The organism is Methanoculleus sp. (assembly GCF_036677455.1).
Lineage (GTDB): Archaea > Halobacteriota > Methanomicrobia > Methanomicrobiales > Methanoculleaceae > Methanoculleus.
Genome location: NZ_JAVBWL010000046.1, coordinates 1 through 12,511, shown reverse-complemented (window position 1 = coordinate 12,511; position 12,511 = coordinate 1). Strand labels below are relative to the sequence as shown.

Here is a 12,511-nt window from a genome sequence, read left to right as displayed (position 1 = left end):
GCTGTTCTGGATACAATAGCATAAGTGTATGGAGAAACCCTGATGAAGGTCATTGGAATCGTTGGTATGCCGGCAAGCGGGAAAGGCGAGGTATCGAAGATCGCCCGGGATCTCGGGATCCCGGTTGTGGTCATGGGGGATGCGATACGGGAACGGGTGAAGGAGGCCGGGCTCCCCCTGACGGACGCGAACCTCGGTGCGGTCGCGGGGAGGTTGCGCGCGGACCTTGGCATGGATGCCATCGCCCGGATCACCATCCCGGCCATCGAGGCGACGGCCGCTCCGGTGGTCCTGGTGGACGGGATCAGGGGCGACTACGAAGTGACGGCGTTCCGGGAGCACTTCGCCGGGTTCACGCTCATCGGGATCGTCTCGTCGTTTGAGACGCGCTACCGGAGGCTCACGAACCGGGGCCGGTCCGACGACTCCCTCACCCCTGAAGAACTCCAGGCCCGTGACGAGCGTGAGCTCGGGTGGGGGCTTGGCCGGGCCCTGGAAGAAGCAGACTACCGGATAGCGAATGAGGGAGCGCTCGATGAGTTTACCACAGAGGCCCGCTCCCTGCTCCGCCGTCTGGGGGAGATGCCGTGACCCTCGCTCCGTATTTTGCCTCCTCTTCCAAAGTCTGGGGGTCCCGGGACTGGATCTATGGGCTTGAGGAGATCGGGTATACCGGCTGGGAGATCGCCGCCGACGGAAACTACCGCCTGGACAACCCCGGGAACTTTGCCGCGGTCAGGGAGATCCTCGAGACCACCGGCCTTCTTGCGACCGTTCACGCTCCCTTCAGCGACTTGAACCTCGCGTCGGTGAACTACCCCATCTGGCGCGAGTCCATCCGCCAGACCTGCTGCTGCATCCACCACGCGGCCGACCTGACCGACCGGGTGACGATCCACCCCGGGTTCGTCTCCCCCGTGGGGAAACTCGTCCCCGAGAAGGTCTGGGAGTTGCAGAAGACTGCGCTCGTCGAGATCGGGAAGTATGCGGAGGACCACGGCGTCCTCGCGTGCGTCGAGAACATGATCAGCATCAAGGACTTCCTCGGTCGCTACCCCGAAGAGATCCTCGGCCTCACGGAAGGGATCCCCGGGATCGGGGTCACGCTCGATATCGGGCACGCGAACACCAACGGTCTTGTCGATGCGTTCCTCAGCCACGTCCGGGAGGTGAGTCACCTGCACATCCACGACAACCACGGGCAGTCGGACGAGCACCTTGCGCTCGGCGACGGGACCATCAAGTGGGAGAAGGTCGGGCGGGTCATCGCCCGCGACTACTCCGGCAGGGTCGTGATCGAGGGCCGGACGCTCGAAGAGGCAAAACGGAGCCTTACAGCATTCAGGAAGTGGTTCGTATAGCCGGCGAGACCCTCCACGTCCACTTCCTCGGCACGGCGGGAGCCCTCCCGTCGCCGCAGAGGAACCCCTCCTGCATCCTGCTCCGGCGCGGCTCCGACACCCTGCTCTTCGACTGCGGGGAGGGCACCCAGCAGCAGATGATGCGTGCCCGGACCGGGTTCACCGTGGACGCCGTATTCATCACCCACCGGCACGCCGACCACTTCCTCGGCGTCTTCGGCCTCATCGAGACGCTCGCGTTCATGGGACGGACCGACCCGCTCCCGATCTACGGCCCGCCCTGGATTGGGGAACTCGTCGACCTCGTCCTGAAGATCAGCGGTCACATCCGGGGCTTCTCCGTCACCGCTCACCCCCTCGAGCACGGTTCGGTCGTGCCCTTCAACGGCTACACCGTCCGGGCGTTTGCTACGTCCCACGGCATCCCCGGGCTCGGCTACGTTATGGAGGAGGACGAGCGGCCCGGGCGGTTCGATCGCGAGCAGGCGATCGCGCTCGGCGTCCCGCCGGGCCCGCTCTTCGGGCGGCTGCAGCGCGGCGAGGAGGTTCGCATCGTTCGCGACGGTGTCGAGACCCTGGTCCGGCCAGCCGACGTCATGGGCGAATCGCGCCCGGGGCGGAAGATCGCCTATACCGGGGACACGCGGCCGCTCCAGCACCAGCCCGGGATCGCCGCGATGCTCCGGGACGCCGATCTCCTGATCCACGACGCCACGTTCGACGACCAGGAGAGCGGCCGCGCCCGGGAGGTGATGCACTCCACCGCCGGCGAGGCCGGTGAGGCGGCAACGGCCACAAACGCCCGCATGCTCGCCCTGATGCACATAAGCTCCCGTTATACCAGCACAGCAAACCATATACGCGATGCAAAGCGAAATTATGAAGGAGACGTGATCCTCCCGGCCGATCTGACGGTGCTGGAGATCCCGTACCGGGGTTGATTGTTATGGACGGTGATGGTGATGGAGCAGGGCCTATCCAGCCAGAGCCGCCTGATCCTGACCGGCCTTGGCGCTCTCCTTGCCAGCGCCGTTGCCCTGAGCATTGCAGGCATCTACCTCGGCTCCGTCCGTGAAGTCCTCGGGCTGATACCCGGCCTGATGGTGCTCCTGCCCTCGATCATCAATATGCGGGGGAGCATCGCCGGGGTCTTTGCATCCCGCCTCTCGTCGTCGATGCACCTCGGAGAGTTCTCCATCGACTTTGAGGAGGGGACCGTCCTCGGCGACAACATCCGCGCCTCGCTTGTGGTGACCATCCTCATAGCGTTCGTCCTCGGCATCTTCGCTTACGTGGCAAGCCTGCTCTTCGGGCTTCCCGTGGTGGGCGTCACCGACCTCGTGCTGATCTCGGTCGTCTGCGGCGTTGTCTCGGGGCTCATCGTGACGGGGATCACCCTGGTCGTTGCGCTTGTAAGCTACCGCTACGGCCTCGATCTCGACATGATCGCCGGACCGACCGTCACCACCTCGGGGGATATCGTCACGCTCCCGATCCTGGTGCTCTCCGCGACCTTCGTCATGCTCCTCCCTCCCCCGGCACGCCTGGTGCTCGGGGCCGTCGCGGTCGCCGCCGCCGTCGCCATCATCCTTTACACCCGGCGCCGCATGGAGGGAATGGGCGCCATCGTCCGGGAGAACCTCGCCCTCCTCATCCCGCTCAGCACCCTCGGCACCCTGGCCGGGCTGACCTACTCGCTCAACCTCGACAACCTGCTCGGGCTTGCGGCCTTTCTCATCCTGATACCGCCGTTCATGGGCGGTCTCGGGTCGATAGGCGGCATCCTCGGGTCGCGCCTGGCGACGGAGATGCACACCGGCGAGGTCAACCCCTCGTTCCCTCCTGAGCGTGGCGTAGTGCATCATTTTATTATTTCCTACCTCTATACGTTGATACTGCTTCCACTGCTGGCGCTCATCGCGCATAGTGCGGCGGTGCTCATGGGGTTAGACAGCCCCGGCCAGGGGATGCTGGTTATTATCAGCCTCGTAGCGGGTCTGGCCGTCATGACACTGGTGAACGGCGTGGCGTACGTCACGGCGAGCCTTTCATTCCGGTACGGTCTCGATCCCGATAACTTCGGAATCCCTGTCATCACAAGCCTTATCGACTTGATCGGTGCAGCTACTCTCGTAGCAGTGATTGACCTGCTGTTGTAGTGAAAGAAAATGAAGAACGGTTACCATACCTATGACGGAACGTGAATACCAGCCGATCAGCTTCAAGGACGTCCTGATCGAGATGAAGGATGTCTCTGAACTGATGGTTGATCTCGCTTACTCCGCGATACTCTTCGACGGCAAAGAGATAGCGCTCGAGGTGATCAACCTCGAGGAGAGCATGAATAAACTGGTCTATCAGGCCAGGATTCAGAGCGTCCTCGGTGCTCGAAGACTCGAAGAAGCGGAAGCGATGAGCGGCATGCTCCAGGTGGCCGAAGCGGCGGAGAGGATCGCGAACTCGGCCTCAGACATAGCAAAACTCATCCTGAAGGATATCCGGTTCCCGGCAAAACTCAAGCGCGTCTTTCCCGAGGCGGAAGAGATCGTCACCCGGGTCATCGTCAACCAGGGAAGCGAGCTTGCCGGCCGCACGCTCGGCGACCTCAAGGTCCAGAGCACGACGGGCATGCAGGTCATCGCCATCCGGCGTGGGAAGGGCTGGATATACGACCCCGACAGGGGCACCCGGGTGGAGAAGGAAGACATCCTGATCTCGCGGGGCCCGGAGGCCGGGGTGACTATCCTCACCCGGATGGCGGGGGCGGTGGCGCCCCCCGTGAGCGAACCCTCGCCCGCGGGCGAGGTCGACGACCTTGACCGGGCGGTGCAACTGATCATCGAGATGAAGAACCTCTCGGAACTCTCCGTCGGGCTGGCCTACACCTCCCTGCTCTTCAACAACAAGGAGGTGGCGCACGAGGTGGTCGCTCTCGATGCGGCACTCGATAACATGCGCTATGACCTGGACCTCTGGATCCTTGAAGCGGCACGAAAGATCGACGATGTACGCTACCTCCGGGGGCTCCTGTATATGTCCTCGTTTGCGCAGGCGATCAGCGATGCGGCCCACTCCATCGTCGATGTTCTCCTGCGCGACATCGAGATCCCGCCGATCTTCAAGAAGATCGTCCGCGAGTCGGACGAGATCATCACGCGGATGGCCATGACGCCGTCTTCGCCGCTCGTGGGGAGGACGCTCAAGGAGGCGTCGCTTTCGACGGTGACCGGGATGGTCGTGCTCGCCATCAAGCATGCCGACCGGTGGGTCTACCGTCCGGGGAAGGATGTCCGACTGGAGAGCGGTGATATTATCATTGCAAAAGGCAGACGGGACGGTGAGTGCCGTCTGTATGAGCTTGCCGGGCACGCTGTCGAGGTGCCCGAAGAATGAATTGGTGAAGTATCATGGAAGATACGCAAGATACAATTGTCTACCGCCTCGGAGCGACCTGTACGCTCGACGAGGTGGAGGAAGGAAAGACCTACCTGGGACGGGTGCAGGGTTTTGCCCCGTTTGGTGTCTTTGTCCAGTTGAACGACCGGGTCAAGGGGCTCGTCCATAAGAGCAACGTGAAGGTGCAGCACGAGGAGCGCGATCCGATCATCGTCCATGTCCTGCAGATCCGGAGCAACGGTAACATCGACCTTGAGGAGGTCACGCCGACCGTCTACCAGACCCGGGATGTGACCCGGAAGATGACCAGCGTGCTTCTCGCGGATATCGGGAAGAAGATCGGCAGGACCGTGCTGATCGAGGGTGAAGTCGCCCAGATCAAGCAGACATCGGGGCCGACGATCTTCACCGTCGTGGATGAGTCCGGGACCGCGAGCGCCGCTGCGTTCATCGAGGCGGGCGTCCGCGCCTACCCTGAGGTGAACCTCGGGGATCTCGTCGCCCTCACGGGTGAGGTGATGCAGCGCAACAACCAGCTCCAGATCGAGGCCAGGTCCATGACGGTCCTTGCCCCGGAGGACGCAGCACGGGTCAGGGAGCGTATCGATGCGGCGCTCGATAAGCGTGCGGAACCGCCCGACCTCCCGTTCCTCATAGAGAGCGAGATCCTTGAGGCTCTTCGGCCGCAGATGCGCCAGGTGGCAAAGGAGATCCGAAAGGCAGTCCTGACCGCGCGGCCGATCATCCTCCGGCACCACGCGGACGCGGACGGCATCTGCGCCGCCGTCGCGATCGAACAGGCGGTGACCGGGCTGCTCCGGGAGAGCGGCGGAGACTTCGATGCGGAGTATTTCCTCTTCAAGCGGTCTCCGTCCAAGGCCCCGTTCTACGAAATTGAAGATATCACGCGGGATCTCGACTTCGCCCTCAAGGACAACATCCGCTACGGGCAGAAGATGCCGATGATCCTCCTGATGGACAACGGGTCCACTGAAGAGGATATGCCGTCGCTGAAAGTGACCCGGATCTTCGATCTCCCGGTGATGGTCGTTGACCACCACCACCCCGACGAGATCGTGGACGATTACCTGATCGGGCACGTAAATCCCTATCACGTGGGCGGGGATTATGGGGTCACGGCCGGCATGCTGGGGACGGAGGTCGCCCGGATGGTCAACCCGGCGGTCGAGAGCCAGATCCGGCACCTGCCGGCGATCGCGGGGGTCGGCGACCGGAGCGAAGCGCCGGAGCGTGCCCGCTACCTCGCGGTTGCCGCGCCCGAGTACTCGGAGGATGATTGCCGCAATATTGCGCTGGCGCTCGACTACGAGCAGTTCTGGCTCCGGTTCAGCGACGGGAGAGAGATCGTCAAGGAGATCCTGAACCTCTCCGGCAACCCCGAACGCCACGAAATGTTCGTCAACCTGCTCGTCGAAGAGGCGAATCACGCGATCGAGGAGCAGCTCGAGGCTATCATGCCTCACGTTGAGAGCCGGATACTCGCAAGTGGCGCTCACCTCTTCATGCTCGATGTGGAGATGTTTGCCCACCGGTTCACGTTCCCGCCACCCGGCAAGACCTCGGGAGAGGTGCATGACCGGCTGGTCCGGGCGCACCCGGGCGAACCTATCGTCACGCTTGGGTTCGGGCCGGACTTTGCCGTCCTGCGTTCCCGCGGCGTCATGATGAACATCCCCCGGATGGTACGTGAACTCCATAACGAGATCTCCGGTGGGGGAGTGAGCGGCGGCGGCCATCTTGTCGTCGGGAGCATCAAGTTCGTGGAAGGGATGCGCGATGTGGTGCTCGATAGCCTGATCCAGAAGATTGGTGAAGCACCAATCTGATCGCTCTTTCTTCATTGCTGTGCGGCGAGGAGTCTCGCCGGTAGTGTTGGCTGCCGCCGGTTTCCATCTGGCCGCTGCGGGTGGTGACCTGCGCTCAGAAGTCACATGGAGAGCAGCGGGGCCCGACCGTGTCGGGAGGGTCTGTCCAGCGCCGTATCACATGTTTCTCCCGGGATTTTTCTGCGGTGCAGCGATATATAGCGTCACGTTCCGGGGCGACAAGGAGTAGTTACCCGTTGGGGTAATTTTTATCGTTACCGAAATATAAAAATAGGTTTATACCCAACAGAAGTCTCCATGACTGGATACCAATGGACATGGAGAGGGTTCCTGGTTGTGCTGCTTGTGGCAGCAACGACCTTTGTGTTCCCTGTGGCAGCCCAGATCGAGGCACCCACGACCCCGATGACCTGGACTCTTGCTCCAACCCCTGCCGAGACCCCGGTAGAGACTCAGACCGAGACTCCGGTAGAGACCCCGGAAGAGACGTTGACAGAGATTCCTGAAGAGACCCTGACAGAGACCCCGGAGGAGACACTGAATACCCTGGCTCTGGAAGAGACCCTGACAGAGACCCCGGAGGAGACATTGGATACCCTGTCCTCGGAGGGGATGCCGGGCACTTTTGCCCTGGAAGAAACCCTGACGGAGACCCCGGAGGAGACGCTGGATAACGCGACCTCCAACGAGACTCTGGAGAACGAGTCCATCAATGCGACCTCCAACGAGACCGCCTACGAGACCTTCACTGAGACCACCATGGAGACCGGAGCGCCCCTCGTGATCGCAACTGATGAAGCGACACCGGCAGAAAACTCCACGACTGAGCTGCCTACGTTCACGCCGATGCAGGCGGCACAGGTTAACCCCAGCCCGACTCCGACGGCCCCCCTCTCGCTCATCGGCGTCGTTGTGGCCGTTGCAATTGCGGGGCTCCTTGTCGTGATACTGAGGAACAGGCGGTAACGACAGAAGGTTCAGCGTAACCGCATTCCCTGCCCCGATCAACGCCGTGCGGCAGGAAATCCCGTCGTAGGCGGCGTTTTCGGACGTGACCAGCCCGTGGTCGAAGGCACCGGGCCGCGGCATGAGGGGGGAGACACCTCCCTCTTCCTCATGTACCCGCGCCGGCGCCGATCGATCGCCCGGTCCCGGTCGCGAATCATGCACTTTACATCTTCGCATGGCACAACGGTGCTCAATTTTATACATTGATTTGTATAGTTGTAGTTAGATTCAATCGATGCAAATGAATAGACATAAATACAGAGTGGCACAAAAGGACTTCCTCACGAGGAAATGAGTGGATGTCCACAAAAGACCGTATCAAGGAGCGATACACCGAGACCCAGCGAAAGATCCTGTACCATCTCAAATCCGGGTTGAAGACAGGCAAGTCCTACTTCAAATCAAAGTATATCGCAACCGATCTGGGCCTCTCCCCAAAAGAGGTCGGCATCAACCTTGCCATTCTCTCGGAGATCTGTGATGAGCTGGATATCAGGCGCTGGAGTTACTCGAACAGTACGACATGGCGCGTCACTCCTCGCCCGTCATAATTTTATCCCGGGAGACTCTATTCTACGGCATGAAGATCATCGAGTTCGAAGCACCCGTCGAGTTTGTGGCCAACATCAACGAGCACAAGGATTGCCTCATGTCCCAGGACAAGAACCATGAGAACCCGGAGGTGCTCTGGTTCAACATCGACATCCCGAAGGGGCACGGCGTGCGGGCCGGAGATCGAGTCCGGGTCACTGTCGAGAAGATCTGAATCAGAGGTATTGAGGGAGCGTCTCCAGGGTGATGCGGTAGGAATCTACCGCATCCACGCTGACGATCAGGTAAAAATCCTTCCCTCCTCTCTCCACGTTTTTGATGATGCTGCCCGGGTAGTGCAGGTCGGCCCCTTCTACGATGGTCCCGCTCTCCAGTTCAACTAGGGCCATCCGGAAATGTGCCGCCTCAGGCCTAACTGTTGAAGAGACGCTACAGTTCAGCCTCCAGACCGCGTGCGGCACATGGAACGTCTCGGTGATGCCTCCTCGTGCCTCCTCAAGGTAAGCGAACGGAATGATGCCCGCGGTCTCTTTCCAGGAAGGATCGGACCCCCCGTGAAGGGTGAGGTTCTCGGGGAGGCGAACGAGGGGATAGCTCCAGATCCCGGCCGTGTAGGAGATCCTGGCGGGCTCCGGCAGTGCAGAGGGGGCGGTGATGGTCGGCATCGGTGTGATCTCCGGTAAGGGGCTTTCCGGAACCCCTGGAACCTCCGGGACGGCATCCGCTCCCGGCGGGCGAAATACCACCGTTACTGCAACGACGATGATCAGGGCGGCAATGATGGCAAAGACGTCGCCTTTATCCACAGGTGTAGAGGGAAGTATAAGGTAAAAGACCTTTTGATTCCGGCTCTCGCTCCTCAGTTGCCGATTGCCGGGAATCGCTGTTCTGAATCGAATAACTCCATATATCTCCTGTAGCTTCTCTCAGTTGATCTTTCCGGAACGGAACCGTTAATACGGAGACGATCTCACCGTTCTGATGAGAGCATGGACGTAACCGAGATTCGTACGTGGGTGATCTTTTATCTGCTCTCGTTCGTGGTGCTCCTTGTCGCGCTCTTCATCACAACCCAGGACGGCGGCCAGCTCTGGATCAGCCTCATGCTCGTCATCATCGTCGTCGGCGTGAACGCCTTCCTGCTCTTCTCTGAACTGAAGCGTTACCGGGCCCGGAAAGCCTTCATGCACCGGATGTCAAAGTTCGACGAGACCGAGACGGTTTCGGACTCTGCCGGTCACCGCTGGTAACCCTCTACCCACGCGCTACCCGGCCTTCCGGAGGATCTTCTGCATGGCGTTGTACGGCGTGAAGAGATGCTCCACCTCCCTTCCCAGGTACTCTGTCTTGCCGATGACATAGTAGCCGTCGCTCGTGAGTGCGGAATGAAAAAGATGTGTCAGGTCGTTCTTCTGCTTCTCGGTGAAGTAGATGGTGACGTTCCGGCAGGTGACGGCGTCAAGGTATCGTGCGATGGGAGCTCCCGACATCAGGTCGTGCTTCCGGAACCTGACGAGGTCCTTGACGTGAGGACGGACTTCGAACGTGCCGTCATCGTGGCTGATGAAGTGCTTCCGGAGCCGGCGTTCGTCCACGTTCTCAAGCGCCTTTCTGTCGTAGATCCCGTTCGTGGCTTTCTGCAGCACGACGGCATCGATATCGGTCGCGTATATCGTTACGCTGACATTCGGATGAAGTGCCGTCAGCTCGTGTGCAAGGATGGCGATCGAGTAGGGCTCTTCACCCGTGGCGCATCCGGCGCACCAGATCCTGATGGTTCCCTTGCGACGAGCGAGATCCGGCAGGACTTCGCGCCGCATCACCTCAAAGACCTCCGGATCCCGGAAGAATTTCGTGACGTTGATGGTGAGGGCGTTGCGGAGGAGGTCGATCTCCTGGGGGTTGGCGAGGAGGTATTTGTGGTAGGCTTCGTAGTCTGCAGTGTTCGTCAGGCGCATCCGGGAGAGGATGCGCCGTTTGATGTAGTCCTCTTTATAGTTCGAGCACTTGATCCGGACCAGTCTCTCAATGCTCTTCTGGAGCGACAGAAATGCATCCATGTGATACTCTGCTCTCGCCGGGTGTTGGGATCCTTTACGATGTGTTCTGGTAGTGCCCGAGATCGCTAATCACCTTCTGGACGTCGAGCCAGATGATGAGGGTCTTGGGCTTCTCGTCATCCTCGACACCCATCTTGATGATCGCTTTGACATAACCGCTGATCGACGAGGTGATACCATCGTTGATCCGCTCTATCTGCTCATCGCGAATCGAGACGACGCTGTGAACATCATCGACGATGATGCCCACGTTCGATCCGCCCGCCACATCCGGCATCAACACGACGATCTTCCGGTTCTCGGCCTCTCTGGATTCCGGGAGCCCGAGGAGATCCCTGAGGTCGATGATGTTCGTGATCTCGCCCCGCAGGTTGATGATGCCCGCAAGGTATTCGGGAGCACGGGGAAGGGGAGTGATCGGCATCATCTCCACGATCTCCCGTGCAATCTGGATATCCAGTGCGTAGTGCTCCTCCCCGAGCTGGAACTCTACTACGTCTACGGGTGCTGCCATCGTCTCCTCCTCAGTTCAGTTTGAACTGCTTGAGTACCGCTCCGAGCTGGTTGGCCATGTCTGCCAGTTCATGGGACGCACTCCCGACCTCTTCTGTCGACGCGCTGACCTCTTCTGCGAGTGCCGCCATGTCCTCGGTACGGTCCAGGCTCTCCTTGGTCATGTGGGTGGACTCGTCCATCTTCTGCATGACGTTGTTAGTGGAACTTGCCTGATCTTCTGTGGCCTTCGTTATCTCGGTGATGCCGTGGGCGACCACTTCCACGCCGGTGACGATCCGGTTCAAGCCCACGATGACCTTGTTGACGCTCTCGATGCCTGCCCGGATCTCCTGGTGAGATGCCTGCATGGAGCCTGCGGTCTTGTCCGTGCTCGCCTGGATCGTCCGGATCAGGTCCTCGATGTCCTGGCTCGCCCGTTTGGACTCGCCGGCAAGGTTCCGGATCTCGCCTGCGACGACGGCGAATCCGCGACCGTGCTCCCCGGCACGGGCGGCCTCGATTGCGGCGTTCAGTGCAAGGAGGTTGGTCTGGTTGGCGATGTCGGTGATCAACTTGACGATATTGTTGATCTCCCGCATCTGATTGTTGAGGGTGCTGATCTCGTCCACGGTCTGTTTGGAGATCTCCTCGACGAGCTGCATCTTCTTCGCCGCGACTTCGCCGAGTGAGGCCGCGTCGTTCCCTTCCTTCGACGCCTTCGAGGCCTGTTCCATGACCTCTTGAGACGTGCTTGCGATCTCCTCGATGGAAGCCGAGAGGTCGTTGATGTCCGTCCCGATCTCTTCGACCTTCTCAAGCTGCCGCCGTGCATCCTCTGAGGACTGCTGTGTCGAGGCGGCAACCTGCTCCGTGGCCCGGATGATCTCGTCGGTGCTCTTGCTGACCTCCTGTGTGGTCATATCGACCTGGTGGGCAGCTTTTGCCACCTCCCCGAGGAGCGTGCGGATGGCGGTCAGGGAGGCGTTGTAATCGTTCTTGACCACATGGAGCGGGTCGTCTGCGCCGGCCTTCACAAACGCCGTCAGATCGCCCTTCGCCATGGCGGAGAGTGCCTCTCCAAGTTCCCGGGCGCTCGCTGCAAGTCGTTCGCTCTCCTGCTTTGCGGTCTCCATCAGGTCCCGGATCTGGTCCTCTCTCTCCCGCTGCTCGGTCCAGTCGTTCCAGACGTAGAAGGCCATCTCGATATCGCCTTTCGCATCCAGGATGGGGATGGCGTTTAAGGTGAGATACTTCTTCACGCCGTCGGGCCACTTGACCATGACGTTGGTCCGGGCGAGTTTCTTCGTCTCGTAGCAGGCGTAGAAGTGGTCGCCGTCGAGGATGGTGATGTCGTAGTCGTAGAGTTTCTTCGCGAGGGTCTCTTCCCGGGTTCCCCGCCACATCCGGGCATACTCGTCGTTGATGTCGATCCGGCTCTTGTCCGCGCGGAGGGTCGCGATTGCAAGCGGATTTAACTTGATCATCGCATCCACCCGGTGTTCTGTCTTCTCGACTTCATCCTTCTGCTTCTGGAGGTCGGTCCAGTCGTTCCAGACATAGAAGGCCATCTCGATCTCGCCCTTCGGGTCCAGGATGGGGATGGCATTCAGGGTGAGGTATTTCTTCACGCCGTCGGGCCACTTGACCATGACGTCGGTCCGCGCAGGTTTCTTCGTCTCGTAGCAGGCGTAGAAGTGGTCGCCGCCGACGACGGTGATGTCGTAGTCGTAGAGTTTCTTCGCGAGAGTCTCTTCCCGGGTTCCCCGCCACATCCGGGCATACTCGTCGTTGA

General features: G+C 60.6%; 14 protein-coding genes. 10 read left to right on the top strand and 4 right to left on the bottom strand.

Features of this window, described 5'->3' with window-relative positions; all coding sequences use genetic code 11:
- The first annotated feature begins 42 nt into the window (after positions 1-42).
- The 9 genes from V6K60_RS10800 (at position 43) to V6K60_RS10760 (ending at position 8,378) form a co-directional block, all read left to right on the top strand.
- Positions 43-591, top strand: a complete 549-nt coding sequence (locus V6K60_RS10800) for a dephospho-CoA kinase (RefSeq protein WP_332450532.1) — start codon at positions 43-45, stop codon at positions 589-591.
- A complete protein-coding gene (locus V6K60_RS10795) occupies positions 588-1,361 on the top strand; it encodes a sugar phosphate isomerase/epimerase family protein (protein WP_332450531.1) in 774 nt (257 codons plus the stop codon). The genes V6K60_RS10800 and V6K60_RS10795 overlap by 4 nt, the downstream gene beginning before the upstream one ends.
- Positions 1,349-2,302, top strand: coding sequence for a ribonuclease Z (gene rnz / locus V6K60_RS10790; RefSeq protein WP_332450530.1), 954 nt, complete (start codon positions 1,349-1,351; stop codon positions 2,300-2,302). Before V6K60_RS10795 ends, rnz begins: the two co-directional genes overlap by 13 nt.
- A 21-nt stretch (positions 2,303-2,323) precedes the next feature.
- Entirely contained in the window at positions 2,324-3,520 is a 1,197-nt protein-coding gene (locus V6K60_RS10785; protein ID WP_332450529.1) for a magnesium transporter, read from the top strand.
- A gap of 31 nt (positions 3,521-3,551) precedes the next feature.
- Positions 3,552-4,754 carry a potassium channel family protein gene (locus V6K60_RS10780; RefSeq protein ID WP_332450528.1) on the top strand — a complete coding sequence of 401 codons (1,203 nt, stop codon included), beginning with the start codon at positions 3,552-3,554 and terminating at the stop codon, positions 4,752-4,754.
- A gap of 14 nt (positions 4,755-4,768) precedes the next feature.
- On the top strand, positions 4,769-6,604 hold the full coding sequence (locus V6K60_RS10775) for a DHH family phosphoesterase (protein ID WP_332450527.1): 1,836 nt from the start codon (positions 4,769-4,771) through the stop codon (positions 6,602-6,604).
- 297 nt (positions 6,605-6,901) lie between these two features.
- Entirely contained in the window at positions 6,902-7,570 is a 669-nt protein-coding gene (locus V6K60_RS10770) for a hypothetical protein (protein ID WP_332450526.1), read from the top strand.
- Between the two features lie 341 nt (positions 7,571-7,911).
- On the top strand, positions 7,912-8,163 hold the full coding sequence (locus V6K60_RS10765; protein ID WP_332450525.1) for a DUF7123 family protein: 252 nt from the start codon (positions 7,912-7,914) through the stop codon (positions 8,161-8,163).
- A gap of 29 nt (positions 8,164-8,192) precedes the next feature.
- Entirely contained in the window at positions 8,193-8,378 is a 186-nt protein-coding gene (locus V6K60_RS10760; RefSeq protein WP_332450524.1) for a hypothetical protein, read from the top strand.
- A gap of 1 nt (position 8,379) precedes the next feature.
- On the opposite strand, the gene V6K60_RS10755 is transcribed toward V6K60_RS10760, so the two are convergent.
- Positions 8,380-8,970 carry a hypothetical protein gene (locus V6K60_RS10755; RefSeq protein ID WP_332450523.1) on the bottom strand — a complete coding sequence of 197 codons (591 nt, stop codon included), beginning with the start codon at positions 8,968-8,970 and terminating at the stop codon, positions 8,380-8,382.
- Between the two features lie 183 nt (positions 8,971-9,153).
- On the opposite strand from V6K60_RS10755, the gene V6K60_RS10750 reads away from it, so the two are divergent.
- Positions 9,154-9,414 carry a hypothetical protein gene (locus V6K60_RS10750; RefSeq protein WP_332450522.1) on the top strand — a complete coding sequence of 87 codons (261 nt, stop codon included), beginning with the start codon at positions 9,154-9,156 and terminating at the stop codon, positions 9,412-9,414.
- 15 nt (positions 9,415-9,429) lie between these two features.
- Here V6K60_RS10750 and V6K60_RS10745 read toward each other — a convergent pair whose 3' ends face one another.
- The 3 genes from V6K60_RS10745 to V6K60_RS10735 all read right to left on the bottom strand — a co-directional run.
- Positions 9,430-10,224, bottom strand: coding sequence for a CheR family methyltransferase (locus V6K60_RS10745; RefSeq protein WP_332450521.1), 795 nt, complete (start codon positions 10,222-10,224; stop codon positions 9,430-9,432).
- A gap of 34 nt (positions 10,225-10,258) precedes the next feature.
- A complete protein-coding gene (locus V6K60_RS10740) occupies positions 10,259-10,738 on the bottom strand; it encodes a chemotaxis protein CheW (RefSeq protein ID WP_332450520.1) in 480 nt (159 codons plus the stop codon).
- A 10-nt stretch (positions 10,739-10,748) separates the two neighbouring features.
- On the bottom strand, positions 10,749-12,511 hold a 1,763-nt coding region (locus V6K60_RS10735), incomplete at its 5' end, for a methyl-accepting chemotaxis protein (RefSeq protein WP_332450519.1).

What these genes read in the sequence shown, in the direction of transcription:
- V6K60_RS10780 (WP_332450528.1), top strand. Translation starts at nt 3,552, where the DNA reads ATGACGGAACGTGAATACCAGCCGATCAGCTTCAAGGACGTCCTGATC.
- V6K60_RS10740 (WP_332450520.1), bottom strand. Translation starts at nt 10,738, where the DNA reads ATGGCAGCACCCGTAGACGTAGTAGAGTTCCAGCTCGGGGAGGAGCAC.
- V6K60_RS10765 (WP_332450525.1), top strand. Translation starts at nt 7,912, where the DNA reads ATGTCCACAAAAGACCGTATCAAGGAGCGATACACCGAGACCCAGCGA.
- V6K60_RS10770 (WP_332450526.1), top strand. Translation starts at nt 6,902, where the DNA reads ATGACTGGATACCAATGGACATGGAGAGGGTTCCTGGTTGTGCTGCTT.
- V6K60_RS10800 (WP_332450532.1), top strand. Translation starts at nt 43, where the DNA reads ATGAAGGTCATTGGAATCGTTGGTATGCCGGCAAGCGGGAAAGGCGAG.
- V6K60_RS10745 (WP_332450521.1), bottom strand. Translation starts at nt 10,224, where the DNA reads ATGGATGCATTTCTGTCGCTCCAGAAGAGCATTGAGAGACTGGTCCGG.
- V6K60_RS10750 (WP_332450522.1), top strand. Translation starts at nt 9,154, where the DNA reads ATGGACGTAACCGAGATTCGTACGTGGGTGATCTTTTATCTGCTCTCG.
- V6K60_RS10760 (WP_332450524.1), top strand. Translation starts at nt 8,193, where the DNA reads ATGAAGATCATCGAGTTCGAAGCACCCGTCGAGTTTGTGGCCAACATC.
- V6K60_RS10785 (WP_332450529.1), top strand. Translation starts at nt 2,324, where the DNA reads ATGGAGCAGGGCCTATCCAGCCAGAGCCGCCTGATCCTGACCGGCCTT.
- V6K60_RS10775 (WP_332450527.1), top strand. Translation starts at nt 4,769, where the DNA reads ATGGAAGATACGCAAGATACAATTGTCTACCGCCTCGGAGCGACCTGT.